At 71.2% G+C, this 26,357-nt stretch carries 20 protein-coding genes; 1 reads left to right on the top strand and 19 read right to left on the bottom strand.

Going from position 1 to position 26,357, the window contains the following annotated elements:
• Positions 1 to 57 precede the first annotated feature (57 nt).
• On the top strand, positions 58 to 1,446 hold the full coding sequence (locus OG875_RS03470) for an OFA family MFS transporter (protein WP_330172725.1): 1,389 nt from the start codon (positions 58 to 60) through the stop codon (positions 1,444 to 1,446).
• Positions 1,447 to 1,574: 128 nt separating this feature from the next.
• On the opposite strand, the gene OG875_RS03475 is transcribed toward OG875_RS03470, so the two are convergent.
• The 19 genes from OG875_RS03475 to OG875_RS03565 form a co-directional block, all read right to left on the bottom strand.
• Positions 1,575 to 2,642, bottom strand: coding sequence for a sugar phosphate isomerase/epimerase family protein (locus OG875_RS03475; RefSeq protein ID WP_330172726.1), 1,068 nt, complete (start codon positions 2,640 to 2,642; stop codon positions 1,575 to 1,577).
• Positions 2,643 to 2,659: 17 nt separating this feature from the next.
• Positions 2,660 to 4,081 (bottom strand): alkaline phosphatase family protein, encoded by a 1,422-nt coding sequence (locus OG875_RS03480; RefSeq protein WP_330172727.1) that lies wholly within the window; start codon positions 4,079 to 4,081, stop codon positions 2,660 to 2,662.
• Positions 4,078 to 5,247, bottom strand: a complete 1,170-nt coding sequence (gene eboE / locus OG875_RS03485; protein WP_330172728.1) for a metabolite traffic protein EboE — start codon at positions 5,245 to 5,247, stop codon at positions 4,078 to 4,080. The genes OG875_RS03480 and eboE overlap by 4 nt, the downstream gene beginning before the upstream one ends.
• A 3-nt stretch (positions 5,248 to 5,250) precedes the next feature.
• A complete protein-coding gene (locus OG875_RS03490) occupies positions 5,251 to 6,099 on the bottom strand; it encodes a TatD family hydrolase (RefSeq protein ID WP_330172729.1) in 849 nt (282 codons plus the stop codon).
• Positions 6,099 to 6,695 (bottom strand): EboA domain-containing protein, encoded by a 597-nt coding sequence (locus OG875_RS03495; RefSeq protein WP_330172730.1) that lies wholly within the window; start codon positions 6,693 to 6,695, stop codon positions 6,099 to 6,101. Before OG875_RS03495 ends, OG875_RS03490 begins: the two co-directional genes overlap by 1 nt.
• Positions 6,692 to 7,537, bottom strand: a complete 846-nt coding sequence (locus tag OG875_RS03500; protein WP_330172731.1) for a sugar phosphate isomerase/epimerase family protein — start codon at positions 7,535 to 7,537, stop codon at positions 6,692 to 6,694. The genes OG875_RS03495 and OG875_RS03500 overlap by 4 nt, the downstream gene beginning before the upstream one ends.
• Positions 7,534 to 9,420, bottom strand: a complete 1,887-nt coding sequence (locus OG875_RS30945) for a UbiA family prenyltransferase (RefSeq protein ID WP_443079053.1) — start codon at positions 9,418 to 9,420, stop codon at positions 7,534 to 7,536. The genes OG875_RS03500 and OG875_RS30945 overlap by 4 nt, the downstream gene beginning before the upstream one ends.
• Positions 9,417 to 10,544 carry an inositol-3-phosphate synthase gene (locus OG875_RS03510; RefSeq protein WP_330172732.1) on the bottom strand — a complete coding sequence of 376 codons (1,128 nt, stop codon included), beginning with the start codon at positions 10,542 to 10,544 and terminating at the stop codon, positions 9,417 to 9,419. The genes OG875_RS30945 and OG875_RS03510 overlap by 4 nt, the downstream gene beginning before the upstream one ends.
• A 133-nt stretch (positions 10,545 to 10,677) precedes the next feature.
• Positions 10,678 to 14,355, bottom strand: coding sequence for a ThuA domain-containing protein (locus OG875_RS03515; protein WP_443079054.1), 3,678 nt, complete (start codon positions 14,353 to 14,355; stop codon positions 10,678 to 10,680).
• A 547-nt stretch (positions 14,356 to 14,902) separates the two neighbouring features.
• Positions 14,903 to 15,907 carry a sugar phosphate isomerase/epimerase family protein gene (locus tag OG875_RS03520; protein ID WP_330172734.1) on the bottom strand — a complete coding sequence of 335 codons (1,005 nt, stop codon included), beginning with the start codon at positions 15,905 to 15,907 and terminating at the stop codon, positions 14,903 to 14,905.
• A 10-nt stretch (positions 15,908 to 15,917) separates the two neighbouring features.
• Positions 15,918 to 17,144, bottom strand: a complete 1,227-nt coding sequence (locus OG875_RS03525; protein ID WP_330172735.1) for a Gfo/Idh/MocA family protein — start codon at positions 17,142 to 17,144, stop codon at positions 15,918 to 15,920.
• A gap of 55 nt (positions 17,145 to 17,199) precedes the next feature.
• Positions 17,200 to 18,234, bottom strand: a complete 1,035-nt coding sequence (locus OG875_RS03530; protein WP_330172736.1) for a substrate-binding domain-containing protein — start codon at positions 18,232 to 18,234, stop codon at positions 17,200 to 17,202.
• A 94-nt stretch (positions 18,235 to 18,328) separates the two neighbouring features.
• Entirely contained in the window at positions 18,329 to 19,405 is a 1,077-nt protein-coding gene (locus tag OG875_RS03535; protein WP_330172737.1) for an ABC transporter permease, read from the bottom strand.
• Positions 19,402 to 20,934, bottom strand: a complete 1,533-nt coding sequence (locus OG875_RS03540; protein WP_330172738.1) for a sugar ABC transporter ATP-binding protein — start codon at positions 20,932 to 20,934, stop codon at positions 19,402 to 19,404. Before OG875_RS03540 ends, OG875_RS03535 begins: the two co-directional genes overlap by 4 nt.
• A gap of 255 nt (positions 20,935 to 21,189) precedes the next feature.
• A complete protein-coding gene (locus OG875_RS03545; RefSeq protein WP_330172739.1) occupies positions 21,190 to 22,371 on the bottom strand; it encodes an ROK family transcriptional regulator in 1,182 nt (393 codons plus the stop codon).
• Between the two features lie 390 nt (positions 22,372 to 22,761).
• Entirely contained in the window at positions 22,762 to 23,445 is a 684-nt protein-coding gene (locus OG875_RS03550) for a GntR family transcriptional regulator (RefSeq protein ID WP_330172740.1), read from the bottom strand.
• Positions 23,446 to 23,570: 125 nt separating this feature from the next.
• Positions 23,571 to 24,518 (bottom strand): beta-ketoacyl-ACP synthase III, encoded by a 948-nt coding sequence (locus tag OG875_RS03555; RefSeq protein WP_330172741.1) that lies wholly within the window; start codon positions 24,516 to 24,518, stop codon positions 23,571 to 23,573.
• A 140-nt stretch (positions 24,519 to 24,658) separates the two neighbouring features.
• Positions 24,659 to 24,805, bottom strand: a complete 147-nt coding sequence (locus OG875_RS03560; protein WP_330172742.1) for an MFS transporter small subunit — start codon at positions 24,803 to 24,805, stop codon at positions 24,659 to 24,661.
• Positions 24,768 to 26,144: an L-lactate MFS transporter gene (locus OG875_RS03565; RefSeq protein ID WP_330172743.1), complete on the bottom strand. Its 1,377-nt coding sequence runs from the start codon at positions 26,142 to 26,144 to the stop codon at positions 24,768 to 24,770. The genes OG875_RS03560 and OG875_RS03565 overlap by 38 nt, the downstream gene beginning before the upstream one ends.
• Positions 26,145 to 26,357: the final 213 nt, after the last annotated feature.

Here is a 26,357-nt window from a genome sequence, read left to right on the forward strand (position 1 = left end):
AGAGAACGGACAGGGGGCGCTGGCCTGACTTCTTCGACGCAAGGGGTTCGATCGACAATGGCGACAACTGACATCTCCGCTTCTGTCCCCTACCAGGAGGTGGCGGACCGGAACGGCCGTATCTACCGGATCGGGCAGTCCGACCGGCAGATCATGGGCCGGCCGCGCTGGACGATGGTGCTCTTCCCGTGGATCGGGATGATGGGCATCAGCTCATCGGAGTACGCGTTCACCGCGGCGGAGGACACGCTCCACACGGCGCACGCGTGGAGCAGCGGGCACATCTTCTGGCTGATGGGTGTCTGGATCTTCTTCCAGGCGGCCGTGGCCTTCCCCGCGGGGCAGCTCCGTGAGAGCGGCAAGCTGCCCGCCCGCTACGCGATGATGCTCGGCGCGCTCGGCACGCTGCTGGGCTATCTGTCCCTGGCCTACGCGCCGCACGTGATCGTGGCGTACATCGGCTTCGGAATGTTCAGCGGTATCGGCGCGGGTCTGGTCTACGCGACCTGCGTCAACATGGTCGGCAAGTGGTATCCGGAGCGCAAGGGAGGCAAGACCGGCCTCGTCAACGGCGGTTTCGCCTACGGCTCGGTGCCCTTCGTCTTCCTCTTCACCTCGTACATGGATCTGAGCAACTACCAGGGCGTCCTGGTCATGGTGGGCGTCATCTGCTGCGCGATGGTGGCGATCTCGGGCTGGTTCTTCAAGGACCCGCCGAAGTTCTGGTGGCCCGAGGGCGCGGACCCGCTGAAGGTCTCGGACGACCCGAGGATCCGTCGCGCGCTGGAGAAGAACCCGCCGGCCGTCCGGCAGTACACCCCGAAGGAAGCGGCGCGCGTCCCGGTCCTGTGGATGATGTGGTTCTGTCTGCTCTGCACGGCGGGCATCAACATCTTCGGTATCGCGATGCAGGTGCCGTTCGGCAAGGAGATGGGCTTCGCGGGCGGGATCGTGGCCACGGCGATGTCGCTGAAGGCCATCGTGAACGGCACGGGACGCGGTGTCATCGGCTGGATCTCCGACAAGTACGGACGGCGTCAGACGCTGATCTTCGTCTGTGTGGTCCTGGGCATGTCGCAGTTCGGTGTGCTGCTCTCCGGATCCGCGGGCAGCATGCCGCTGTTCCTGGTCTGCTCGATGATCTCCGGCTTCGGCGGCGGCGCTATCTTCCCGCTGTTCGCGGCCATGACGGCGGACTACTTCGGGGAGAACAACAACGCGTCCAACTACGGCATGGTCTACAGCTCCAAGCTCATCTCCGGTCTCGTCGGTGCCGGTGTGGGTGGTGTCGTGGTGGCCAACTGGGGCTACGAGACCGCGTTCGTCATCGCGGGCGGTGTCGGACTGTTCTCGGCCTGCCTCGCCATCTTCCTGAAGGCCCCCGGCAGGCCCGACATCAGGAAGATCCAGGCCAATCCGAACCCGATCGGCCGGGAGGACGCCTGAGCGGTCCCCGCTGACGGGATCGTGAAGCGCCACATACGACGCCCCCTGTACGGCTCCGGAAAGGAGTCGTACAGGGGGCCTCGGCCGTACGTCCCGGCGTGACGCGCCGGGACGGGCGACCCGGGTCGTCAGCGGCGCTTCTGGCGCAGCGAGTGCAGGTGGTCGGCGGACTTCTGCGCGAACAGGAAGGAGTCGACCGGGTTGTCGTGCTCCGCCTGCCAGTGGTGGTCCCGGCGGCCGTTGTGGGTCTTGTTCACGGCGGAGATGAACGTCTTGTAGTCGATGTCGCCGTCGCCGACGTCGACCATGTCGTAACCGTCGCGCGCCTCCTCGTTCTTCACGCCGTCCTTGACGTGGAAGAGCGGGTAGCGGTCGGGCTGCTTGAGGACGTAGCGCAGCGGGTCGAGGGGCGCGGGCCGGCCGTCACCGGTCTGGCTGAAGCGGTGCTTGGCGGCGAAGGCCCAGTAGATGTCCATCTCCAGGTAGACCAGCTTGGGGTCGGTCTCCGCGAGCAGCACGTCGTAGAGGCGGACGCCCGGCTGGTCGCTGGCGAAGGAGAACTCCTCGGCGTGGTTGTGCTGGTAGAACTTCATGCCGCGCCTGCGGGCGGCGGCGCCGTAGGTGTTGAAGTCCTCGGCGGCGCGCTTCCATCCGTCGACGGTGTCGCCGTAGCGCCAGGGGCCGGAGGCGGTGCCGATGTGGTCGAGGCCCAGCGCCTGGGCGTCGTCCAGCACCTTGTCCAGGTTCTGGGCGAAGCTGTACGCGGCGGGGTTGTTGTCGTCGTAGTAGTTGACGTGGCTGCCGATGGGGCGCAGGCCGTGGTCGCGGGCGAGCTTGCGCAGCTGCGGGAGGGTGAGGGCGCCGGCGCTGCCCTGGGTGTAGCCCGCGTACTCGATCTCGTCGTAGCCGAAGCGCTCCAGTTCCTCGAAGACCTTGGCGAAGCCGAGCGTGTTGACCTTGTCCCGGAGGGAGTAGAGCTGGATGCCGAGGTGGCCCGGGGTGAGGACCGGCTCGGTGCGCCCGTGTCCGTGGCCGTGTCCGTGGCCGTGACCCCGGCCGTGGTCGCCCGCGGCGGCGGGGGTGGCCGCCGCGAGGCCGAGGACGGCCGCGGCTCCGGTGCCCGCGGCCACGCCCAGCATGTTGCGCCGGCTGAGTGTGGCGGCGAGCTCGGGGTCGACTGACTTCTTGCGGCTCATGCGTGGAACTCCTTAGTTCAGTGCAGTCCGGCGAGAGTGAGGAGCAGGGACTTCACGTCGGTGGCCCGGGTCCGGCCCGCGACGGCTTCGGGGGTGGAGCAGACGATGAGCGGACCTTCGTCGTCGCTCGTGGGGAGGCGGCCGTGGCTGCCGCGGATGGGTGAGGGGTCCAGGGGGACCACGGCGAGGCGGTAGCGCATGCCGAGCTTCTTGCGGGCGATGGCCTTGGCCGCCTTGACCTTCACGTACGGATCCTGGGGGTCCATGAACAGCTCGACGGGGTCGTAGCCCGGCTTGCGGTGGATCTCGACCAGCTGGGCGAAGTCGGGCGCCCTGGCGTCGTCGAGCCAGTAGTAGTACGTGAACCAGGCGTCGGGTTCGGCGACGGCGACCAGTTCGCCGGAGCGCGGGTGGTCCAGGCCGTGGTTCTTCTTGCCCTCGTCGTCCAGGATCTCCTCGATGCCCGCGAGGTCCTTCAGCGCCTCGCGGGTCGCGTCCAGGTCCTCCGGGCGGCGCACGTAGATGTGGGCGATCTGGTGGTCGGAGACGGCGAAGGCGCGGGAGGCCATCGGGTCCAGGTACTCCATGCCGTCCTGGGTGTGGACCTCCAGCAGTCCGGCGCGGCGCAGGGCCCGGTTGATGTCGACGGGCCGGGAGACGTTGGTGATGCCGTACTCGGAGAGGGCGACGACGGTGCGGCCCTCGGCGCGCGCGTCGTCCAGCAACGGGCCCATGGCCGCGTCGAGTTCGCGGGCCGCCCGGTGCGAGCGGGGGTCGTCGGGGCCGAAGCGCTGGAGGTCGTAGTCCAGGTGCGGGAGGTAGCACAGGGCGAGGTCGGGGCGGCGGGTGTCGATGATGTGGCGGGTGGCGTCGATGATCCACTGCGAGGAGACGAGGTCGGCGCCGGGGCCCCAGAAGTGGAAGAGGGGGAACGTGCCGAGTTTGTCGTGCAGTTCGTCGTGCAGGGCGGGCGGCCGGGTGTAGCAGTCGGGTTCCTTGCGGCCGTCGGCGTAGTACACGGGGCGGGGGGTGACGGTCCAGTCGGTGTCCGCGCCCATGGCGTACCACCAGCAGATGTTGGCGACGGTGTAGCCGGGGTGGAGGCGCCGGGCGGCGTCCCAGAGTTTGTCGCCGGAGACCAGTCCGTTGTGCTGGCGCCACAGCAGGACGTCGCCGAGTTCCCGGAAGTACCAGCCGTTGCCGACGATGCCGTGCTCGGAGGGCAGGGTGCCGGTGAGGAAGGTGGACTGCGCGCTGCACGTGACGGCGGGCAGCACGGTGGTCAGCGGGGCGTGCGAGCCGTCCGCCGCCAGCTTCTTGAGATTCGGCATGTGGGCCAGGAGCTGGGGGGTGAGGCCGACGACGTCCAGGACCAGCAGGGGTGTGGGGCGGGTGGTGTCCGGCGCGGCGGACTGCTCGGGGGTGGGGTCGGCGGTCATGGCAGCTCCTTGAGGCCCAGGTCGACCAGGAGGTCGCGGGCCAGCGTCAGTTCGGCGGCGATGCCCTCGGCGAGCCGGCCGCGTGAGCGGGGCCGCAGCTCGGGCGGGAGCGCCTGCCAGGTGTACGTCTCGACCTCCAGGTGGCGGGTCAGCGGCACGGGGCCGCCGACGAGCCGGGCCAGGGTGTCCTGGAGTACCGGGAGGGTGGAGGTCAGGGGCGGGGCGGGCGGGGCGTGCAGCGGTACGTGGAAGTGCGAGCGCCAGGGGGCGCCGTCGGGCAGTGTCTCGCCGGCCAGGGCCTCTTCGAGGTCGTCGGTGCCGCGCAGGCCCGCCGCCGTGCGGGTGCGGGTCTGGTGCAGGAAGCGCGGCTCGGCGAACGCGGCGAGCGCCTCGCGCACCTCGGGCAGATGCGGGTGTTCGGCGTGCAGGGCGGCGGACAGCTGGGCCTTGGGGATGGTGACGCCGGCCTCGGTGAGGGCCTTGAGGGCGGTGGCCGGGTCCTCGAAGGAGGTGGCGAGGTGGCAGGTGTCGACGCAGATGCCGACGCGGGCGCTGGCGACGTCGGTGAGCGGGCCGATCGCGTCGGCGGTGGTCTCGACGGTGCAGCCGGGCTCGGGTTCCAGTGCGATCCGGATGGATTTGCCGGTCAGTTCCTCCAGCGCGTCGAGCCGTTCGGCGAGGGTGGTGAGGGCGGCGTGCGCGGTGCGGGCCGCGGCGTCGTCGAAGGCGGTGCGCCAGGCGAGCGGGAGGGTGGAGACGGAGCCCTCGGTGACGTCGTCGGGGAGCAGCGCGGCGAGCAGGCGGGCGAGGTCGGTGGTGTGTTCCAGGCGTTCGGGGTCGGCCCAGTCCGGTTTGTAGACGCGGTACTTGACCTCCTCGGCGCCGAAGCCCTCGTAGGGGAAGCCGTTGAGGGTGACGACCTCCAGCCCGCGTCGGTCCAACTCGCTTTTCAGACCGCGCAGTTGGGCGGGGTCGTTGATCAGGGAGCGGGCGGCGTCGCGGGCCAGCCAGAGGCCGATGCCGAGCCGGTCGCGGCTCAGGCGTTTGCGTACCGGCTCGCAGTGGTCGCGCAGTTGGGCCAGGACGCCTTCGAGGGTCTCGGCGGGGTGGACGTTGGTGCAGTAGGAGAGGTGGACGGTGGAGCCGTCGGGGTGGCGGAAGCGCACGGGTCACTCACCGCCGCGGAGGATGGAGTTCCCCTCGTGCAGGGCTTCCGGTGCGGGGACGTCGAGCTGGAGTCTGCCGCTGAGGCCGTAGAACGCGACGGGGTTGCGCCACAGGACCTTGTCGACGTCGTCGTCGGAGAAGCCGGCGGCGAGCATCGCGTCGGCGACCTTGCGGGTCTTCAGCGGGTCGCTCTTGCCCCAGTCGGCGGCGGAGTTGACGAGGACGCGGTCGGTGCCGTGGGAGCGCAGGACGGCGACCATCCGGTCCTCGTCCATCTTGGTGTCGGGGTAGATGGAGAAGCCGAGCCAGCTGCCGCTGTCCGCGGCGTCCTTGACGGTCGTCTCGTTGAGGTGGTCGAGCAGCACGTGCTCGGGGTCGAGGTTCGACTCGCGGACGACGTCGATGGTCCGGCGCAGTCCGGTCAGTTTGTCGCGGTGCGGGGTGTGGACCATGGCGGGCAGCGCGTACTCGGCGGCGAGCTGGAGCTGGGCGGCGAGCGCGACGTCCTCGGCGGGGGTCATGGAGTCGTAGCCGATCTCGCCGACGGCGACGACGCCGTCCTTGACGAGATAGCGCGGCAGTTCGTCCAGGACGGGGGTGCACCTCGGGTCGTTCGCCTCCTTGGGGTTGAGGGCGAGCGTGCAGTGGTGCGCGATGCCGTACTGCGCGGCGCGGAACGGCTCCCAGCCGAGCAGCGCGTCGAAGTAGTCGTAGAAGCTCTCGGGCGAGGTGCGGGGCTGGCCGAGCCAGAAGGACGGCTCGACGAGCGCACGGACTCCGGAGGCGTACATGGCCTGGTAGTCGTCCGTGGTGCGGGAGGTCATGTGGATGTGGGGGTCGAAGATACGCATCAGGACTCCTCGCCGGTCATGTTCATTACGCGGTGCAGGTCGTCGGGGACCGACCGGCCCGCCGCGGTGCGCTCGGACGCGTAGTCGGCGAGCATCCGGGCGAGTTCCAGGTCGCCGCGGGCGCGCCGTTCGGCGTCCGCGACGGCGGCGACGGGCACGCCGGTGAAGAGGCACTTGAGTACGGCGTGCCGCCAGGCGTGCGGGTCGAGATGGCCGGCGGCGTACGGGCCGACGGCCGCCTCGACCAGGGTGGTGTCGTTGGTGCGCAGCGCGTCCTCGATCAGGGGCAGGGCCCCGGGGCCGGGGACGCGGTCCGGCAGGGCGAGGAGGACGGCGCGGCGTTCGGCGGCGGCGCCCCGCTGGTAGAGGCGGGTGAGGGTGGCGACGTCGGCGGCGGCGTGCCGGAGCAGCAGGGCCCGGACGGCGTCGGCGTTCTGTTGGCCGACGTGCCGGCCGGCGGCGGCGAAGCGCAGCTCCCACGTCGGTGCGGCAACGTTGTCGGGTGCCCCGGCCGCTTCCGCCGCCTCGGCGAGCGCCTGGTCGAGCCAGGCGACGGCCTTGGCGTCGAGCCGGCTGTCGATCTCCTCGCGGTTCATGCCGATGCTCCCTTCGAGCGCAGGAATTCCAGGGAGGTGCGGGCCATCTCGGGGCCGGCGTGCGAGTGCCGGGGCAGCTCCACGACGGTGAGGCCCTGGTAGCCGGTGGCGTCGAGCGCGGCCAGCACGGGCGGGAAGTCGATCTCGCCGTCCCCGAACGGCAGATGCTCGTGGACGCCGCGCCGCATGTCCTCGATCTGTACGTGCCGCAGCCAGGGCCCGGCGTCGCGTACGCAGTCCTCGGGCGGGGCGGGCTCCAGGCACTGGCAGTGGCCGATGTCCAGGGTGAGGCCGAGGGGTTCGGGGTCGCCGAGGAGGGTGCGGAGGTGGTGGAAGCCGGCGATGTCGGCGAGGAGATGGCCGGGTTCGGGCTCGATGGCGACGGGGACACCGGCTGCCTGTGCGGCCTCGATCACCGGGGTGATCGATTCCTCCAGCCGTTTCCAGGCGGTGTCGGGGTCGGTGCCGTCGGGGGTGATGCCGCTGAAGCAGTGCACGGCGTGCGCGCCGAGGTCGGCGGCGACCCGGACGGCGGTGACGAGCAGTCCGGTGCGGGCGGCGCGGGCCTCGGGGTCGGCGTCGAGCAGGGTGGGTCCGTGCTTGCGGCGGGGGTCGAGGACGTAGCGGGCGCCGGTCTCGACGGTGACGGACAGGCCGAGTCCGGCGAGCCGCGCGCCCACCTTCGCGGTGCGGGCGGCGAGTTCGGGGGCCGTCGGGTCGAGGTGCATGTGGTCGAGGGTCAGTCCGACGCCGTCGTACCCGAGGTCGGCGAGCAGCCCGAGGGCGTCGTCCAGCCGCAGGTCGGTGAGCCCGTTGGTGCCGTATCCGTAGCGGAGGGTCATGTCACACTCACCTTTTTCGCGAACTTCCTGGCCAGCGGGACGAGTCCGATGACGGCGAGGCCGAGCCCGGGGGCGCCGCCGCGCGCGGCGAGGGCGGCCTGGAACGGGATCATGGCCCGGATTCCGCCGCCGACGGAGCGCTGGGTGAGCTGCGGGGACGGGTTGAGGGCGGCGTGCAGGTAGGGCCGTCCGGCGGTGGTGACGTACACGGCGGCGAGGCCGGCGGTCACCAGCGCGGCGGCGTCCGCCGTACGGGGGCGCCCGACGAGCCCGCCGAGGACCCCGGTGAGGGCGAGCGCGGCGAGCGGGGCGGCGGTGGACCCGCCGTACACCTCGCGCCGGGAGACGGCGGTGACGGCGACGGTGTGCGCGCCGAGGAGGGCTGCGGGGACGAGGGCGCGGCGGGTGCCCCCGGCCGCCGGGAGCGTGCCGCCGGGCCGTGCGGCGGACCGGCGGGCCGCGTGGGCCGCGTGGGCGGCCGAACCGGCGGCGAGGGCGGTCAGTGCCTCCCACGGGCCGGTTCCCGGGGCGGGCGGGACCGCGCGGCCCGCGGTGTGCGTCCGGTGGAGCCCGGCGAGCAGTCGGGCGAGCGGTCCCGCCGCCGCGGCCGGGGTCCGGTGCGAGGAACCGGGGAACCACGCGGGGAGCGCCGACGGGAGGCGGCCGGGCGGGGGCCCCGCACGGCGGTCGGCCGACAGACCGGCGGCCCAGGCGGACAGCAGGGCCGGCAGTCCGGCCCCGGTGACGGCCGGGTCGCCCGGCCGCGCGGCGGCGTGCACCGTACGGCCGTGGCGTCCCGGACCGGCGCGGTGGGAGGCCAGCGGCTCCGCCGGACCGAGCGGCGCGGAACGGCCGTTGGGGGACGAGGCGTCGGCCCAGGCCGACAGCAGGGCGAGCAGCCCGGACGACCGGTCGGCCGGACGGGCGGGGGCACCGGCCGGACCGGCACAGTCGAGGAGTTCCGGGGCGCCGGGCGCCGGGAGGCCGGTGGCCGCGACCGCCCGGCCGACCTGCGCGCACGCCTCGGTCCAGGCCGACAGCCCGGCGGGGGACGGCGCGGCGTCCGTGCGGAACGGGGGCGGGCACGGGGTGGAGCCGGTCCCGTGCGCGGGGCCGGCGGGCCGTGAGGCCAGCGGCTCGGTCGGTCCGCAGACCGCCGTGCGTGCCTGGGCGGACGATCCGCCCGCCCAGGCCGGCAGCCGGCCGGACAGACCGGTGGGGGCCCCCGTCGGGGCCGGCGGCTGCGGGGAGCGGCCGAGCAGCTTGAGCACGGGGGCGGCCCACCGGGTCGCCGAAGATTCCGGCCGGGTGCTCCCCGGTGCCGGACCCGCCGCCGTACGGTCCGGCGCACCGCCGGTCCGGGGCAGCGGGCGGGACGCCGGGTTCCGCGCCGGACCGGTCTCCCGGGTCCCGGCGGACGCGGCGCGGGAGGCCGCCGTCGTCGTCGCGGCGGCGCCCAGGAGTACGTCCAGCGCGCGGGCGGCGCCCATCGCCACCGGGCCCGCCGCCGTGTGCTTGAGCTTGAGGTCGTACGCCCAGACCGCGACCGTCAGGGCGCCGGTCAGGGCCAGGGCGGGGCGCCCGGCGCGGGACGCGAGGAAGAGGCCGGCGGCCGTGAGGCCGCCCGCCGCCGTGAGCGCCGCGTTCGGGCTGATACGGCCCGAGGGGATCGGGCGGTGCGGGCGCTCCCGGGCGTCCTCCTCGCGGTCGGCCCAGTCGTTGAGCGCCATCCCCGCCTCGTACAGGCACAGGGAGGCGCCGACGGCGAGCGCGGTGCCGCGATTGGGCCGGACCCCGGCGGACGCCGCGCCGGCCAGGGCGTCGCCCGGCACGGTGAACAGCGCGGAGACCCGCAGGAGTTCGGCCCAGGCGCGCAAGGTCACTTGCTCTCCTTCAGGCGGTCGGCGAAGGCGAGGAGCGCGTCGAACTGCTCCGCCAGGGCGGCGGGGCCGCCGTCCGGGTCCTTGAAGTAGAAGCCCAGCTCGGGGAGCGGGCCACTCAGTCCGGCCTCGTGGGCACGGGAGACGAGGCGGGCCAGGTCCAGGACGAGGGGCGCGGCGAGCGCCGAGTCGCAGCCCTGCCAGATGGTCTGGAGGATCATGCGGGAGCCGAGGAACCCGTCGAAGGCGATGTGGTCCCAGGCGGTCTTCCACTCGCCGAGGGCGGGCACGTCGTCGATGTGCACCTCGCCCTCCGGGGCGATCCCGAGGGTGTCGGCGAGGACGCGTTCCTTGCCGGCGTTCTTGGCGGCGGCCGCCGCCGGGTCGGCCAGCGCCGCTCCGTCCCCGCCGCCCAGCAGGTTGGTGCCCGACCAGGCGCGTACGTGCAGGGCGCGCTGGACGAACATCGGGGCGAGCACGGAACGGAGCAGCGTCTGGCCTGTCTTGCCGTCACGGCCCGCGTGGGGAAGTCCGCTCGCCTCGACGGCGTCCGCGAGGGCCGCGCTGCGCAGCCCGGTCGACGGGGTGAAGTTCACGTAGGAGCAGCCGGCCTTGAGGGCGGCTGCCGCGTAGAGGGAGCTGGCCGGCAGCCGGGGGTCGTCCGCGGCGGGCTCGGGCTCGGTGGAGGAGACGTTGACGACGACCGCGCGGTCGACGCCGGTGCGGCGGACGAAGGCGGTGATGTCGTCGGCGAAGGCGGCGATCAGTTCGTCGTCGTCGCGGTTGTCGCCGGGCATCGGTCCGCCGAGGCGGATCTCGGCGTCGGCGGCTTCGAGGTCGGCGGCGACGGCGTTGGGCAGGCCGTGCGGCAGGACGCCGGCCGCGGTGAGTGCCTCGGCCCGCTTGGGCAGGGGGCAGCTCGCGGTGTCGTGGCCGCCGAAGACCAGTGCGGACAGGGCCGGGAGTCCGGACTCCGCGAAGGGCGGGGTCTCGGCGAGCATGCCGGTCGCGGGGTGGAGCCCGGCGTTGACGGCCGCGCATCCCGCGACGGCGGTGGTGGCGACGGAGCCGCGTGCTCCGACGAACCAGACTCCGGTACGTCCTGCAGTCGAATCGTTGGTGGTCACGGGCTGCCTCCCTGCCGGGTGGGTGTGGTGGTGGGCGGCGGCGGGCGGGGGGTACGGCGCCTCCCCGCCCGCCGCCGGCTGGCGGCCGGCCTCCTGGTCGGAACCAGGAGGCCGGTGGCTCTCCCGGCCGGAGCTAGGAGGCCAGTTCCTTCAGTTGGATGTTGCGGAACGCGACCTGGTCGTCGGCACCGTGGTTCTGGATGCCGATGTAGCCGTCCTTCAGGCTGCGTGCCGGGTCGGTGTTGGTGAAGTCGTTGATCTTGACTCCGTTCAGGATGACCTGGACCCGCTCACCCTGGACCTTGATCTCGTAGCTGTTCCACTGGCCGGGGGGCCGCAGGACCTGGTCCCTGGCCTTGATGTTGGCCGATTTGAAGGTGTAGACGGAGCCGGTGGTGCGGTCGGCCGCGTCGGTGGCGTCGATCTGGATCTCATAGCCGTTGTTGACGGCCGACCAGGGGTCGTCGGAGGCCGGGAAGCCGATGAAGACACCGGAGTTGTCGTCCCCGTCCATCTTCCAGTCCATCTTCAGGGAGTACGAGCCCAGCTGCTTGGCCTGGTACCAGAGCATGCCCATGCCGCCCTCGGTGTGCAGCTCGCCGCCGCCCACGTTGAACTTGCCGGGGCCCGCCTGCTTCCAGCCGTTCAGCGTCTTGCCGTTGAACAGGTCCCGGTAGCCGGTGTTGGGCTTGCAGTCGGACTTGACCTGGCCGGCGGCGTAGCGCAGCCCGCCGAGCAGGTGCTCGCGGAAGGCCGCCTCGGTGTACGACTCCTTGGTGTGGCCGCCTCCGGTGTAGAAGGACCGGCCGCCCTCGTAGCTCTGGCACCAGGCGATCGGGTGATCGCCCTTCATGGTGCCGCCCTGGTAGGTGGTCTCGTCCAGGGTGGCGAGGACCCGCACGTCGGAGCGGGGGTTGTCGCGGTAGTTGTACCACTCGTCGGTGCGCTGCCACTCGTCGGCCAGGTGGCCGGTCGACGGGTGGTCGTGGTCCTCGACCCGCACGGTGGCCTGCTGGATCTGCGGGTGGCCGGAGAAGTACGCGCCGACCAGCTTGCCGTAGTAGGCCCAGTCGTACTCGGTGTCCGAGGCGGCGTGGACGCCCATGTAGGCGCCGCCGGTGGAGATGTAGTACTCGAACGCCTTCTGCTGCTCGGGGTTGAGGACGTCACCGGTGGTGGAGAGGAAGACCACCGCGTCGTACCGGGCGAGGTTGTTGGTGGTGAACTGCGCCGCGGTCTCGGTGGCGTCGACGGTGATGTTGCTGCTCGCGCCCAGTTCCTTCAGGGCCGCGATGCCCGCCGGGATGGCGTCGTGGCGGAAGCCGGCGGTCTTGGAGAAGACGAGGACCCGCTTCTCGGTCTTGCCGACGGCCTTGTCGCTGATCTCGAAGTCGTCGAGGTCGTACAGGTCGCCCTGGCCGCCCTTGAAGACGAGGAACAGCTCCGTGGTGGTCTTGGGCACCGAGCGCAGCGGTACGTCGATGTCCTGGAAGGTCTCCCAGCCACCGGTCACCGGGATCGGCGCGGAGCCGAGGAGGGTGCCGGTCGCGGAGCCCGTACGTACTTCGAGGAATCCGCCCGAGCCGCCGGAGGAGATCCGGGCGGTCAGGGTCTTGGACCCGGTCAGGTTGTACGGCTTGAAGGAGATCCAGTCGTCGTTGCTGATGTCGCCGACGGTCTTGCCGCCGTTGGCGGGAGCCTTGTCGTACGTCTTGATGCCCGACTGGCCGGTGAAGTGCTCGGCCTGCCGGTGGCGGGGCTGGAGCTGGACCTGGTCGTGCGTGGTGAGCGCGGCCTGGCCGCCGCCTCCGCCGTCGGTGTACTCGGCGTCGAGGACTCCGAAGATGTCGGCGTTGGGGTCGTGCTCGCCGTCCGCCGGGGCGGTGATGGTGCCTTCGCAGCCCTTGGCCGAGGTGATCGGGTGGCCGTGGCTGTCATGGCCGAGAATGTAGTTGACGGTGACCTTGGCGCAGTCGATCGGACCGTCTTCGGGGTCGGTGACGGTGACCTTGAAGGGCAGCGTGTCGCCGAACTTGAAGAGGGCGCCGTCGGCGGGCACGGTGAGCGTCACCTTGGGCGCGGTGTTGCCGACCACGACCCGGACGGAGGCGCTGCCGGTGTGCCCCTTGGGGTCGGTGGCGGTCAGCGTCGCGGTGTAGGTGCCGTTCTTCTTGTACGCGTAGGAGGGGTTGGGCTCGGTGGACGTGCCGCCGTCACCGAAGTCCCAGGCGTAGGTGATCTCGTCGCCGTCCCCGTCCACGGTGCCCGCGGAGGAGAAGGTGACCCGCAGCGGCGCCTTGCCGGAGGTCTTGTTGGCGGCGGCCACGGCGACCGGGGCCCGGCCGTCGGCTATGTTCTCGATCCGGTAGACGGCCGAGTTCTCGTCGCCGCCGAACCAGGCGCGGCCGTAGTCCAGGACGTAGAGGGCGCCGTCGGGGCCGAACTCCATGTCCATGACCTGGGTGCCGGTCCACGGGAAGTCGTGGATGGCGGTGACGGTGCCGTCGTCCTCCTTCTCGATGCGCTTGATCCACTCACGGCCGAACTCGCCGGCGAAGAAGTCGCCGTCGTACTCCGCGGGGAACTTCGCCGCGGAGTCCAGCTCCGGGTCGAAGTTGTAGACCGGGCCGCCCATCGGGGACTCGGAGCCGTCGCCGAACTCCGGGACGTTGCTGCCGTTGTAGGGGATCCAGGCGGCCTGGGCCGGCGGGAGGTCGGTGAGACCGGTGTTGTGCGGCGAGTCGTTCTTGGGCGCCGCGCAGTCGAAGGCCGGGCCGGAGACGCCGGTCGCGAAGTCGTAGTCGCGGTAGGCGTCGTTGTTCCCGGTGCAGAAGGGCCAGCCGAAGTTGCCGGCTTCCGTCATGCGGGCGAACTCGACCTGGCCGGCGGGGCCGCGGGCGTCGGACGCCGAGCCGGCGTCGGGGCCGTACTCACCGACGTAGACGATGCCGGTCTTCTGGTCCACGTTGATACGGAAGGGGTTGCGGAAACCCATGCCGTAGATCTCGGGGCGGGTCTTGGCGGTGCCGGGGGCGAAGAGGTTGCCCTCGGGGACGGTGTACGAACCGTCCTCGGCGACCTTGATCCGCAGGACCTTGCCGCGCAGGTCGTTGGTGTTGCCGGAGGAACGACGGGCGTCGAAGGCCGGGTTGCGGTTCGAGCGTTCGTCGATCGGCGTGTAGCCGTCGGAAGCGAAGGGGTTGGAGTCGTCACCCGTCGACAGGTAGAGGTTGCCGTCCGCGTCGAAGGCGATGTCGCCGCCGACGTGACAGCACAGACCGCGGTTGGTCTCGATGTCGAGGACCTTCTTCTCGCTGGCCTTGTCGAGGGTGCCGTCCTCGTTCAGCGTGAAGCGGGAGAGCCGGTTGTACCCGTCGAAGGCGGCGAAGTCGGCAGCCGTGCCCGTCTCGGGTGCGTCACCGGCGGGGGTGTCGAGCACCGGGGAGTAGTAGAGGTAGATCGCGCGGTTCTCGGCGAAGCCGGGGTCGATACCGACGCCTTGGAGACCTTCCTCGTCGTGCGTGTACACGTCGAGCTTGCCCGCGACCTTGGTGTCGCCGGCGGCGTTGGTGATGCGGAGCGTGCCGTCGCGCGAGGTGTGCAGGACCTGACGGTCCGGCAGCACGGCGAGCGACATGGGCTCGCCCACCTCGTCGGCGCCCTTGGCGAGGGCGACCTGCTGGAAGGCGCCGTCCGCCGGGTGCGGGTCGTCCGGGTGGGCGCTGGCCGGGATGGCGGAGATGGTGCCGGCGATCAGAGCGCCGGCCACGAGTGCGAGGAGGGATTTGGATCTATGACGTCTTCTGGGCACGAAAGTCCTCCAGGGTGGGGCTGTTCGTACGTGCGGGTGTCGGGCGGACGTGGAGCGCCCTGCCCCGACGGGTCGGGGGACGTTCTGTACGAGCAACGTGCCCCCTACATGTCGGTGGACGTTAGCCGGGTTGGTCCGAGCCGGAAAGACCTTGCGCAGCAATTGGGTTCAACTTTTTCCACCCTGAGGACAAAGAGAAAAAGGGCAGGCCGAAGGGCCCGTCGTCGGCTTTCGGCCTTCGACGGGCTCGCTCCTTCGCCACGGCGCGGTGCACACGGGACCCTGCCCGCAGGCGAGTTGACGTCGTCTCAGCGGGACCTCCCCGGTCGACGCCGGCCCGGAGGGTCCTCCCGCCGGAGGGCACCGTCGTACCGGAAGTCAATGTGTCCTGTACACCTCAGCGACCGTAGTCCTGTTCGTCCGGGACGAAAAGCCCTTGCGCGGCAATGAAGTTCATCTTTTCCCCGGTTCAGGACAAAGGGGGACGTGGACATGCCGGACGGCCCGGCGATGAGGGTTCCACCGCCGGGCTGCTACGGCTGCGCGGCTACTCCCCGCCGCCGAACGCCGCGTCGAAGGACGCGGTGGGACGGTCGAAGTCGAACCGCTTCAGGTCCGCCAGGGCCTCGGGCGCGCCGGCCAGCCGGTCCATCCCGGCGTCCTCCCACTCGACCGAGATCGGGCCCTCGTAGTTGATGGCCCCCAGCATGCGGAAGACGTCCTCCCACGGCACGTCACCGTGCCCGGCGGAGACGAAGTCCCAGCCGCGCCGCGGGTCGCCCCAGGGCAGGTGCGAACCCAGCCGGCCGTTGCGGCCGTCGAGACGCTTGCGCGCCTCCTTGCAGTCGACGTGGTAGATCCGGTCCTTGAAGTCGTACAGGAAGCCGGTCGGGTCCAGGTCCTGCCAGACGAAGTGGCTCGGGTCGAAGTTCAGCCCGAACGCGGGCCGGTGGTCGACCGCTTCGAGCGCGCGCTTCGTCGTCCAGTAGTCGTACGCGATCTCGCCCGGGTGCACCTCGTGGGCGTAGCGCACCCCTTCGGTGTCGAAGACGTCGAGGATCGGGTTGAACCGCTCCGCGAAGTCCTCGTAGCCGCGCTCGATCATGGCGGGCGGCACCGGCGGGAACATCGCCAGCAGATGCCAGATGGACGAACCGGTGAAGCCGATGACGGTGTTGACGCCGAAGGCGGCGGCGGCGCGGGCGGTGTCCTTGATCTCGGCGGCGGCCCGCTGCCGTACGCCCTCGGGCTCGCCGTCGCCCCAGATGCGGCCGGGCAGGATGCCCTGGTGGCGCTCGTCGATGATGCTGTCGCAGACGGCCTGGCTGACCAAGTGGTTCGAGATCGCCCAGCACTTGAGGCCGTACTTGTCGAGCAGCTGGTGGCGGCTCTCCAGATAGCCCGGGTCGGCGAGTGCCTTGTCGACCTCGAAGTGGTCGCCCCAGCAGGCCAGTTCCAGACCGTCGTAACCGAAGTCACGGGCGAGCCGGCAGACCTCTTCCAGGGGCAGATCGGCCCACTGACCGGTGAACAGCGTGAACGGGCGTGGCATACGGACCTTCCTAGGACTCGGTTCCGGACGGGGCCGGCACGGGTGTGTAGATGGCGTTCTTCTCCGCGCTGTCCTCCACGGCGGCGAGGACCCGCTGCACCTGGAGACCGTCGGCGAAGGACGGCCTCGGGTCGGTCCCGGCGGCGATCGCCTCGACCAGATCCTTGGCCTGGTGCACGAACGTGTGCTCGTAGCCGAGCCCGTGGCCCGGCGGCCACCACGCGTCCAGGTACGGGTGTTCCGACTCGGTGACCAGGATCCGCCGGAAGCCGGCGGTCACCGCGGGCTCCGACTGGTCGTGGAACGACAGCTCGTTGAGCCGCTCCAGGTCGAAGGCGAGCGAACCGCGCTCGCCGTTGATCTCCAGCCGCAGCGCGTTCTTGCGGCCGGATGCCATCCGGGTGGCCTCGAAGGACGCCAGCGCCCCCGAGGCGAACCGTCCGGTGAACAGCGCGGCGTCGTCCACCGTGACGGGGCCGGTCTCGGCCCCGCCGGTCGCCGAGAGGCCCGCCGAAGCGCCGGACAGCAGCGGCCGTTCCCGGACGAAGGTCTCGGTCATCGCCGAGACCCCGACCAGTGGCTCCCCCGTCAGGAACTGCGCGAGGTCCACGATGTGCGCGCCCAGGTCGCCGAGCGCCCCCGACCCGGCGTGCTCCCGCTTGAGCCGCCAGGTGAGGGGGAACCCGGGGTCGACCAGCCAGTCCTGGAGGTAGGTGACCCGGACGTGCCGCAGCGCGCCGAGCCTCCCCTCCTCGACCAGCCTGCGGGCGTACGCGATCGCGGGCACCCGCCGGTAGTTGAAGCCCACCATGGCCAGTTGGCCCCGGGTCCGGGCCGCCTCGGCGGCCCGGACCATGGCCTCGGCCTCGGCGACCGAGTTGGCCAGCGGCTTCTCGCACAGCACGTGCTTGCCCGCTTCCAGCGCGGCGATCGCTATCTCCGCGTGGCTGTCCCCCGGCGTGCAGATGTCGACCAGCTGCACGTCGTCACGTGCGATGAGGGCCCGCCAGTCGGTCTCGGCGGCGGCCCAGCCGAGTTTCCCGGCCGCCGCGGCGACGGCGGTCTCGTCCCGCCCGCAGATCGCGGCGAGACGCGGCCGCATCGGCAGATCGAAGACATGTCCCGCCGTGCGCCAGCCCTGTGAGTGGGCGGCACCCATGAACGAGTATCCGATCATGCCGATACCGAGTGGCGGCGGTGCGCCGGCTTCCTTCTCCGACGCTTCCCTGCTGGTCATAAGGGAGTACTCCTCGTCTCTCGCACGTGTGTGGGGGTCGACAGGGCGGAGCCGGTCAGCTGAATCCCTGCGGCAGGTACTCGTCGATGTTGTTCTTGTCGACAACCGCGGAGAACAGGGTCACCTGGGCCGGGATCTCCAGTCCGGCCATCCCGCTGACGCCCTTGCCCTGGCCCAGCGCGCGGGCGAGGTCGATCGCCGACGAGGCCATGATCGGCGGGTACAGCACGGTCGCCTTCAGGACGCTGTTGTCGGCCTTGATGGCGTCCATCGCCGACTTGGCGCCCGCGCCGCCGACCATCAGGAAGTCGTCACGGCCCGCCTGGTCGATCGCGCGGAGCGCGCCGACACCCTGGTCGTCGTCGTGGTTCCACAGGGCGTCGAACTTCGACTGGGCCTGGAGCAGCTGCGCCATCTTGGCCTGGCCGGACTCGACGGTGAAGTCGGCCGCCTGGCGGGCGACCTTCTTGATGTTCGGGTAGTTCTTCAGCGCGTCGTCGAAGCCCTGGGTGCGCTGCTTGGTCAGCTCCAGGCTGTCGGGGCCCGACAGTTCGATGACCGTGGCGTTGGGCTTGTCCTTCAGCTTCTCGCCGATGTAGTTGCCCGCGTTGACGCCCATGCCGTAGTTGTCGCCGCCGACGTAGCAGCGGAAGGCCTGCGGGTCGGCGAAGATGCGGTCCAGGTTGATGACGGGGATGCCCGCGCGCATCGCCTTGAGACCGGCCTGGGTGAGGGCCTTGCCGTCGGCCGGCAGGATCACCAGGACGTCGACCTTCTTGTTGATCAGCGCGTCGATCTGGCCGATCTGGGCGGCGGTGTCGTTCGAGCCCTCGGTGATGTCGAGCGTGACGTCCGAGTACTTCTTCGCCTGGGCACGGGCGTTGTCGTTGATGGCGTTCAGCCAGCCGTGGTCGGCCTGGGGGCCGGCGAAGCCGATGGTGACGGGCTTGCCGGGCTTGTCGTCGGCGACGGGCTGGGTGTCGGCCGCCTTGGGCTCGTCCTTCTCGTTGCTGGTGCAGCCGGTGAGGAAGGCACCCGCGGAGATCGCGGCGGTGCCGAACAACAGGTTTCTGCGGCTCGTCTCTGGCATGGCGGTTCGTCCCCTTCAGTGGAGCTGTGTGAGCGTGTGTACGAAGCGGTGCGGCGGGTTGGCGGTGCGCGGTGGGCTCGGGTGGTGCCCGGGATCAGGTGTCGCCGTTGCGCACCGTGCGGTTCTGGATCAGCACGGCGGCGATGATGATCGCGCCCTTGGCGATCTGCTGGACGTCGCTCTGCAGGTTGTTGAGCGCGAAGATGTTGGTGATGGTGGTGAAGATGAGGACACCGAGCACGGAGCCGACGATCGTGCCGCGACCGCCGCTGAGCAGGGTGCCGCCGATGATCGCCGCGGCGATGGCGTCGAGTTCGTAGAGGTTTCCGTTGGTGTTCTGTCCGGAGCCGGAGAGCACGATCAGCATGAAGGCCGCGATGCCGCAGCACAGACCGGAGAACAGGTACAGATAGAGCCGGTGGCGGCGGACGTCGATACCGGCGAGTCGGGTCGCCTCCGCGTTGCCGCCGACGGCGATGGTGCGGCGGCCGAAGGTCGTACGGTTCAGCAGCAGCCAGCCGATGACCGTCACGACCGCGAAGATGATGACCAGCGGCGGGATGCCGAAGATGTACGAGTCCCGGGCATGGAGGTCGAGCACCGACCGCAGGGTGACGATCTGCGTGTTGCCGTCGGTGATCAGCAGCGCCAGGCCGCGGGCGGACGCCATGATCGCGAGGGTCGCGATGAACGGTGCCATCCGGCCGTACGCGATCAGCACACCGTTGACCAGACCGCAGGCCAGACCCACGACGATCGCGGTGAACAGGATGCCCGCGAAGCCGTACTCCTGGGTGGCCAGCGTCGTCGCCCACACCGAGGCCAGGGCCACGATCGCGCCGACCGACAGGTCGATGCCGCCGCTGGTGATGACGAACGTCATGCCGACGGTGACGACACCGATGATCGACGCCTGCGTCAGGACCAGTTGGAGGTTGTTGGTGTCCAGGAAGCTGTCGGGCTTGGTGATGCCGCCGACGACCATCAGGGCCGCGAGCACCCCGAGCAGCGAGAGCGTCCGGAAATCGAGACGCAGCCCGAGCGGCGGCCGGCCCCCGGAGCCTCCCGGTGTCTTCCCGGCGGGCTTGGTCAGCGGCACGGCGTCGGCCGGTGCCGCGGCGGGTGCGGCGTCGGGCCCGCCCTGCCGCGCCTCAGAGGCAGGCTGTGTCATGGCGTCGGACTCCCTTCCATCACAAGATCGAGTACACGGTGTTCGTCCAGCTCCTGGGCCGGTGACGTGTGGACGACACGGCCCTCCCGGAGCACCAGCACCCGGTCGGCGAGGCCCAGGACCTCGGGGACCTCGCTGGAGACGAGCAGTACGGCGAGGCCCTCGTCGGCCAGCCGGCGGATCACGGAGTACAGCTCGGCGCGGGCGCCGACGTCCACGCCCCGGGTGGGTTCGTCGAGCAGCAGCACCCGGCAGCCGCGCAGCAGCCAGCGGGCCAGGACGGCCTTCTGCTGGTTGCCGCCGGACAGGGTGCGGATGATCGCGTCCGGGTTGTCGGGGCGCAGCGAGAGTTCCCGGGTGGCGCCCTGGGCGGCCTTGCGCTCGGCGCCCCTGTCGATCCAGCCGCCCCGGGAGAACCGGGCCAGCGAGGAGATCGACACGTTGCGGGTGACCGACTGGATGAGCAGCAGGCCCTGGGCCTTGCGCTCCTCGGGGGCGAGGCCGAGTCCGGCGCGGACGGCGGCGCGGACGCTGCCGGGCTTCAGCTCCCGGCCGTCGACCAGGACCCGGCCGGCGGTGGCCTTGCGGGCGCCGAAGATGGTCTCCAGGATCTCGGAGCGCCCGGAGCCGACGAGCCCCGCGAGGCCGACGATCTCGCCGGGCCGCAGTTCGAGGTCGACCGGTGCGAACTCCCCGTCCCTGGTGAGTCCTTCGGTCCGCAGCACGGGCTCGCCGCGCGGGGCGTCGGCGACCGCGGGGCGGTCCGGGAAGACGTACTCCACCTTGCGGCCGGTCATCAGGGAGACGACCTCGCTGGTGGGGGTCTCCTTGGCGGGCAGGCCCACGGCGACGGTGCGGCCGTCCTTGATGACGGTGACGCGGTCGCCGATGCGGCGGATCTCCTCCAGCCGGTGGGAGATGTAGATGACCGCGACCCCGTCGGCGGTGAGCGTCTCGACGATACGGAAGAGGTTGTCGACCTCGTCCGGGTCGAGCGCCGCCGACGGCTCGTCCATCACGATGAGCCGTACGTCGTGGGAGAGCGCGCGGGCCATCGAGACGATCTGCTGGTGGGCGGCGGAGAGTTCGCCGACGGCCCGGCCGGCCGGGATCTCGGGGTGGCCGAGCCGGGCGAGCAGCGCGGTGGCCGCGGCCCTGGCCTCGCCGCCCTTGACGATGAAGCCGGCGGAGGTCGGTTCGTGGCCGAGGAAGATGTTCTCGGCGACCGACAGGCCCTCGACCAGGTCGAGTTCCTGGTAGATGGTCGCGATGCCGAGCTTCATCGCCGCGATGGGCGAGTTCAGCCGGACCTCTTCGCCGCGCCAGGTGATGACACCGTCGTCGGGCTGGTGCGCGCCGGCGAGCACCTTGATGAGTGTGGACTTGCCGGCCCCGTTCTGGCCGAGCAGGCAGTGGACTTCGCCCGCCTGGACCGCCAGGTCCACGCCGTCCAGGGCGCGGACGCCCGGGAACAGCTTGGTGATGCCGGTCATGGTGAGCAGGTGGCCTTCGGGTGGTGCTGGTGCCATGGCGTATCCCCTCGGCGGATGCGGCCGGTGAGCGGGTGTGCGTACGGGCGTACGGGCGTGCGGAACAGGCGGGGCGGTGCGGCTCGAACGGGCGGTGGTGCCGTGTGCGGTGGGTGGTGCCGTGTCGCGGGCGGTGCGGTTCTTGCCCGTGGTGGTGCGGCTCGTGCGACTGGTGCTTTTGTTGCGTATTTTGCTGTTATTTCGGTGGAACGAGGTGAAGCGGGTGCCGTCGGCCCGACGTCGGGGGTGCCGGTGTCAGGCCGGGGAGAAGAGGTGGTCGCTGATGAGGCGGGCCGCGCCGGTGACTCCGGCGGTGGGACCCAACTCCCCCAGCACGATGGGGAGGTTGCCGGTCGCCAGGGGGAGCGACTGGCGGTAGACCTGGGTGCGGACGCTGGCCAGCAGGGTGTGGCCGAGTCCGGTGACGCCGCCGCCGATCACGACGAGGCCGGGGTTGAAGAAGCTGACGAGCCCGGCGATGACCTGGCCGACGCGGTTGCCGCCCTCACGGATGAGGTGGAGGGAGGTGGGGTCGCCCGCGGCGGCGGCCACGGCGACATCGGCGGCGGTGAGCCGGCCGGACGCTTCGAGACGGGCGGCGAGTTCGGCGGAACGGCCCGTACGGGCGGCGTCCTCGGCGTCCCTGGCCAGTGCCGCGCCGCTGAAGTGGGCTTCCAGACAGCCCCTGTTGCCGCAGACACAGGCGCGGCCGTCGGGTTCGACCCGGATGTGGCCGATGTCGCCCGCGCTGCCGGTCGTTCCCCGGTAGACCTCGCCGCCGACCACGATGCCGCAGCCGATGCCGGTGCCGATCTTGACGCAGAGGAAGTCGCCCACGGAGCGGGCGACGCCCGCGTGCTGCTCGCCCATCGCCATCAGGTTCACGTCGTTGTCGACCATGACCGGGCAGCCGAGGTCCTGGCTGAGCGCCTCCCGTACGGGGAAGCCGTCCCAGCCGGGCATGATCGGCGGGGCGACGGGGACACCCTCGGGGAAGCGGACCGGGCCGGGGACGCCGATGCCGGCGCCGTCGTAACCGTCGGCGAGTCCGGACGCCTTGAGCTTGGCGGCCATCGCGAGCACCTGCTCGAAGACGGCGACGGGGCCCTCGCGGACGTCCATGGGGTGGTTGACATGGCCGAGCACTTCGAGTTCGGCGTTGGTGACGGCGACATCGATGGAGGTGGCGCCGATGTCCACACCGAGGAAGCGCAGGGCGGGGGCGAGGCGGATGTTGTGGGAGCGCCGGCCGCCGCGCGAGGCGGCGAGTCCGTCCGCGACGACCAGTCCGGTCTCCAGCAGCCGGTCGACCTCGACGGCGAGCTTGGAGCGCGAGAGGTCGACCTGATCGCCGAGCTGGGCGCGGGAGTTGGGGCCGCCATCACGCAGGAGCCGGAGCAGTCGCGCCTGATGAGCGTTCGCGGGTCGTGCGGTCATACGTCTCACGCGCCCCTCCCCGCCTCTCGGCTGTGTGATGTGTGCCTGCGTCGGTTGTCGTTTCGACGGGCTTTCGAGGGGAACGTAGCAGCGCTTTCCCCGAGTGGGAAGAAGTTGAGCGGGAATCCTCCTCAACTTTCTCCACACTGAGGACAAAGGCGAGGAGAGGCGTTCGGCGGGACCGGCGCCCGAGCGGGCCAGCGCGCCCGGCCCGCGCGGGAGTCGGCGGACCGACGCCGACGGGGCGGCGGGCGGGCCGGGGCGTGCGGACGGGTGCCGCGCGGCGCCTCCGGCGCGGGGGGATCACGGCGTACGCGAGAGGCGCCCCCCGCAACTCGCCGGAGGCGCCTCGTTGTTCACTCGCGCTTCACTCGCACATGTGCGAATCGGTCATACCTGGGTCTCCCCGCGGTGGTGGTACGCGGTGCGGGTCTGCTCCGTGTGGGAGCGCATGACCTCCGTCGCCGCCGCCTCGTCGCGCGCGGAGATCGCCGCGATCAGCGCCCGGTGCTCGATCCAGGACCGGGTGCCCCGCTGCCGGGCCACCGGCGCGTAGTACCAGCGCACCCGGCGGTCCACCCGGGCCGCCAGTTCCGCCAGGACGACGTTGCCCGCCAGTTCCATCACCTTCGCGTGGAAGGCGGCGTTCGTCGCGACCGTCAGCTCCACGTCGTCGTCGGCCACCGACTGCTCGCCCTTGGCGCAGAGCGCCTCCAGCGCGGCGATCCCGGCCGAGCCGGAATTCGCTGCCGCAAGCCTCGCGGCCTCCGCCTCCAGGAGCGTACGGACGGAGAGCAGCTGGTCCGCCTCCGCCTCGGTCGGCTCGTGCACGAACGCGCCCTGGGCGGGCCGCAGATCGACCCACCCCTCGTTGTTCAGCCGCTGGAGCGCCTCGCGCACGGGCTGCCGGGAGACCCCGAGATGGCCCGCGAGTTCGCTTTCCACGAGATGCTGTCCGGGACGCAGCGAACGGACCGTGATCAGTTCGAGCAGGGCCTCGTAGACGCGCTCGCGCAGCGGGCCGGGACGTTCGAGTTTGGGCACGGAGCCCTGTGGCAGTCCTGCGGACAACATGCGGTACCCCTCCTGGCATGGCGACGGCTGCGGCGCTGACGACGACAGTGACACGTGCGTGACGGCCGGGTGATTGACCACCGGTCAATTGGCTATCGTCTACAGTCTACCGAAAACCGCCCCCCTCAGGGGCAGCGAACGACCTGACCGGCGTACGACAGGTTTCCGCCGAAGCCGAAGAGCAGCGCCGGGGCGCCCGAGGCGACCTCCCCGCGCTCCACGAGCTTGGAGAGCGCCATCGGGATCGAGGCGGCCGAGGTGTTGCCGGAGTCCACGACATCGCGCGCGATCACCGCGTTGACGGCGCCGATCTTCTGGGCGACGGGCTCGATGATCCGCAGATTGGCCTGGTGCAGCACGACGGCGGCCAGGTCCTCGGGGGTGATGCCCGCGCGCTCGCAGACCTGGCGGGCGATCGGGGGCAGCCGGGTGGTGGCCCAGCGGTAGACGGACTGGCCCTCCTGGGCGAAGCGGGGCGGGGTTCCCTCGATCCGTACGGCGTTGCCCATCTCGGGCACCGAGCCCCACAGCACCGGGCCGATACCGGGCTCCTCGCCGGGCCGGACCGCCTCGACGACCGCCGCGCCCGCGCCGTCGCCGACCAGGACACAGGTCGAGCGGTCGGTCCAGTCGGCGATGTCGGCCATCTTGTCGGCGCCGATGACCAGCGCGCGGGTGGCCGCGCCCGCCCGTACGGCGTGGTCGGCGGTGGCGAGGGCGTGGGTGAAGCCGGCGCACACCACGTTGAGGTCCATCACGGCCGGTGAGCCCATGGAGAGCCGGGCGGCGACGCGCGCGGCCATGTTGGGCGACCGGTCGATCGCCGTGGAGGTGGCGACCAGCACGAGATCGATGTCGGCGGGGGTCAGGCCCGCGGCGGCGAGGGCCTTCGCCGCCGCGTGCGCGGCCAGTTCGTCCACCGGCTCGTCGGGCCCGGCCACATGCCGGGTCCTGATGCCGACCCGGCTCCTGATCCATTCGTCACTGGTGTCGACCATCGCCGCCAGGTCGTCGTTGGTGAGCACCTTGGCGGGCTGGTAGTGCCCGAGCGCGGCGATACGAGTGCCGGTCATGCCCGGGACCTCCTCTTCGTTCGACGTCAGGAGGTCCCCAGTCTTGTCAGCGACCGGCCGGTAACGGTGCAGCCGACCCGACAGGATTCTCCGCCTCCACTTGGAGACTCCGGATCATCCGCCCGCGCCCGGGGCCCGGGTCAGCCGGTGAACAGCTGGGTGGCCTTGCGGACCAGTTCGTACAGACCGTACGCGAGGGGAAGGCCCACCCAGAACCAGGCGAAGACGGTCAGCGCCGTCCGCCGGGACTCAGGCGGCGCGCTCCCGCTCTCCGGTGCTGTGGCCATCGGTGGTCTCCTTCGGTCGTGCGGACGTGCCGCCGGGGGTGGTCTCGGGCAGATGGTGGCGGGGGTGCACGGGGCGGATCAGTTCGTTGGCGGCGAAGCCGACGAGGAGCAGCCCGATCATGACGGTCAGCGAGAGCCCGTACAGTCCGGGGCCGCTGCGGCCCGCCGCCTCCTGGCTGTCGGCGACCCGGTTCACGATGAGCGGGCCGAGGACGCCCGCCACCGACCAGGCGGTGAGCAGCCGTCCGTGGATGGCGCCCACCTGGTGGGTGCCGAACAGGTCCTTGAGATAGGCGGGGACGGTGGCGAAGCCGCCTCCGTAGAAGGAGAGGATCACCAGCGCGCAGATGATGAACAGGGGCTTGGACTCGTCGCCGAACCGCGCGATCAGCAGATACATCAGGGCGCCGGCGCCCAGGTAGAGGCGGTAGGTGTTCTTCCGGCCGATCACGTCGGAGGTGGACGACCAGCCGATACGGCCCGCCATGTTGGCCGCCGACAGCAGGGCGACGAAACCGGCCGCCGCCGACACGGAGACGGGGGTGCCGGTGCCCGCGAAGAAGTCGGTGATCATCGGCGCGGCCTTCTCCAGGATGCCGATGCCCGCGGTGACGTTCATACAGAGGACGACCCACAGCAGCCAGAACTGCGGCGTCCGGACTGCCGACCTGGCGGACACCTGCGCGGTGGTGATCAGGGCCGACGCGGGCGGGGGCGCCGCCTTCGGCGCCGCGTCCGGGCGCGGTACGCGGATCAGCAGGACACCGAGCAGCATGAAGACCGCGTAGACCAGTCCGTGCACGAGGAACGCCTTGGCGATGCCCTCGTTGGTGGCGCCGAACGACTCCAGCATCTGCGCGGACCACGGCGAGGCGATGAGCGCGCCGCCGCCGAAGCCCATGATCGCGATGCCGGTGGCCATGCCGGGCCGGTCGGGGAACCACTTGATCAGCGTCGAGACGGGCGATATGTAGCCGATGCCCAGTCCGATGCCGCCGACGAAGCCGTAGCCGAGGACGATCAGCCAGAACTGTTCCGTGGCGGCGCCGAGCGCGGAGAGCAGGAAGCCGGACGAGAAGCAGACGAGGGCGACGGTCATCGCCCAGCGCGGTCCGTTGCGTTCGACGAGGGTGCCGCCGAAGGCGGCGGACAGGCCGAGCATGACGATGCCCAGCTGGAAGGGGAGGGCGCTCTGGGTGCCGGAGAGGCCGAGGGCGGACTCCAGTGGGGGCTTGAACACGCTCCAGGCGTACGCCTGACCGATCGACAGGTGCACCGAGAGCGCCGCGGGGGGTACCAGCCAGCGGCTCCAGCCGACCGGGGCGAGTGGTGGGGTCATGGTCGCGAACTCTAGGAACGCTTCGTTGCGTTGGGAAGATCCCCGGCATCTTCGGGAAGATCCCCGGCTCGCCACGGACCGGTCCCGGTCGGCGGGGTGCCGTTGCCGTTGCCGGACGTCTTGTCGGCAGTTATTCCATACTGTAGACAATATATCGTCGGCAAAGTATGTCTCTTTCGCTGATTCCGCGCTTCTCCCACCACCCTCAGAGCG

This window comes from Streptomyces sp. NBC_01498 (assembly GCF_036327775.1).
In the GTDB taxonomy this organism is placed as follows: domain Bacteria; phylum Actinomycetota; class Actinomycetes; order Streptomycetales; family Streptomycetaceae; genus Streptomyces.

Excerpts from the sequence above, each read along its gene's own strand:
- OG875_RS03555 (WP_330172741.1), bottom strand. The coding sequence starts at position 24,518 with ATGACCGGCACTCGTATCGCCGCGCTCGGGCACTACCAGCCCGCCAAG.
- OG875_RS03500 (WP_330172731.1), bottom strand. The coding sequence starts at position 7,537 with ATGACCCTCCGCTACGGATACGGCACCAACGGGCTCACCGACCTGCGG.
- OG875_RS03480 (WP_330172727.1), bottom strand. The coding sequence starts at position 4,081 with ATGACCGCCGACCCCACCCCCGAGCAGTCCGCCGCGCCGGACACCACC.
- OG875_RS03545 (WP_330172739.1), bottom strand. The coding sequence starts at position 22,371 with ATGACCGCACGACCCGCGAACGCTCATCAGGCGCGACTGCTCCGGCTC.
- OG875_RS03550 (WP_330172740.1), bottom strand. The coding sequence starts at position 23,445 with ATGTTGTCCGCAGGACTGCCACAGGGCTCCGTGCCCAAACTCGAACGT.
- OG875_RS03525 (WP_330172735.1), bottom strand. The coding sequence starts at position 17,144 with ATGACCAGCAGGGAAGCGTCGGAGAAGGAAGCCGGCGCACCGCCGCCA.
- OG875_RS03530 (WP_330172736.1), bottom strand. The coding sequence starts at position 18,234 with ATGCCAGAGACGAGCCGCAGAAACCTGTTGTTCGGCACCGCCGCGATC.
- OG875_RS03520 (WP_330172734.1), bottom strand. The coding sequence starts at position 15,907 with ATGCCACGCCCGTTCACGCTGTTCACCGGTCAGTGGGCCGATCTGCCC.
- OG875_RS03495 (WP_330172730.1), bottom strand. The coding sequence starts at position 6,695 with ATGAACCGCGAGGAGATCGACAGCCGGCTCGACGCCAAGGCCGTCGCC.
- OG875_RS03560 (WP_330172742.1), bottom strand. The coding sequence starts at position 24,805 with ATGGCCACAGCACCGGAGAGCGGGAGCGCGCCGCCTGAGTCCCGGCGG.
- OG875_RS03490 (WP_330172729.1), bottom strand. The coding sequence starts at position 6,099 with ATGCGTATCTTCGACCCCCACATCCACATGACCTCCCGCACCACGGAC.
- OG875_RS03540 (WP_330172738.1), bottom strand. The coding sequence starts at position 20,934 with ATGGCACCAGCACCACCCGAAGGCCACCTGCTCACCATGACCGGCATC.
- OG875_RS03535 (WP_330172737.1), bottom strand. The coding sequence starts at position 19,405 with ATGACACAGCCTGCCTCTGAGGCGCGGCAGGGCGGGCCCGACGCCGCA.
- OG875_RS03475 (WP_330172726.1), bottom strand. The coding sequence starts at position 2,642 with ATGAGCCGCAAGAAGTCAGTCGACCCCGAGCTCGCCGCCACACTCAGC.
- OG875_RS03565 (WP_330172743.1), bottom strand. The coding sequence starts at position 26,144 with ATGACCCCACCACTCGCCCCGGTCGGCTGGAGCCGCTGGCTGGTACCC.
- OG875_RS03470 (WP_330172725.1), top strand. The coding sequence starts at position 58 with ATGGCGACAACTGACATCTCCGCTTCTGTCCCCTACCAGGAGGTGGCG.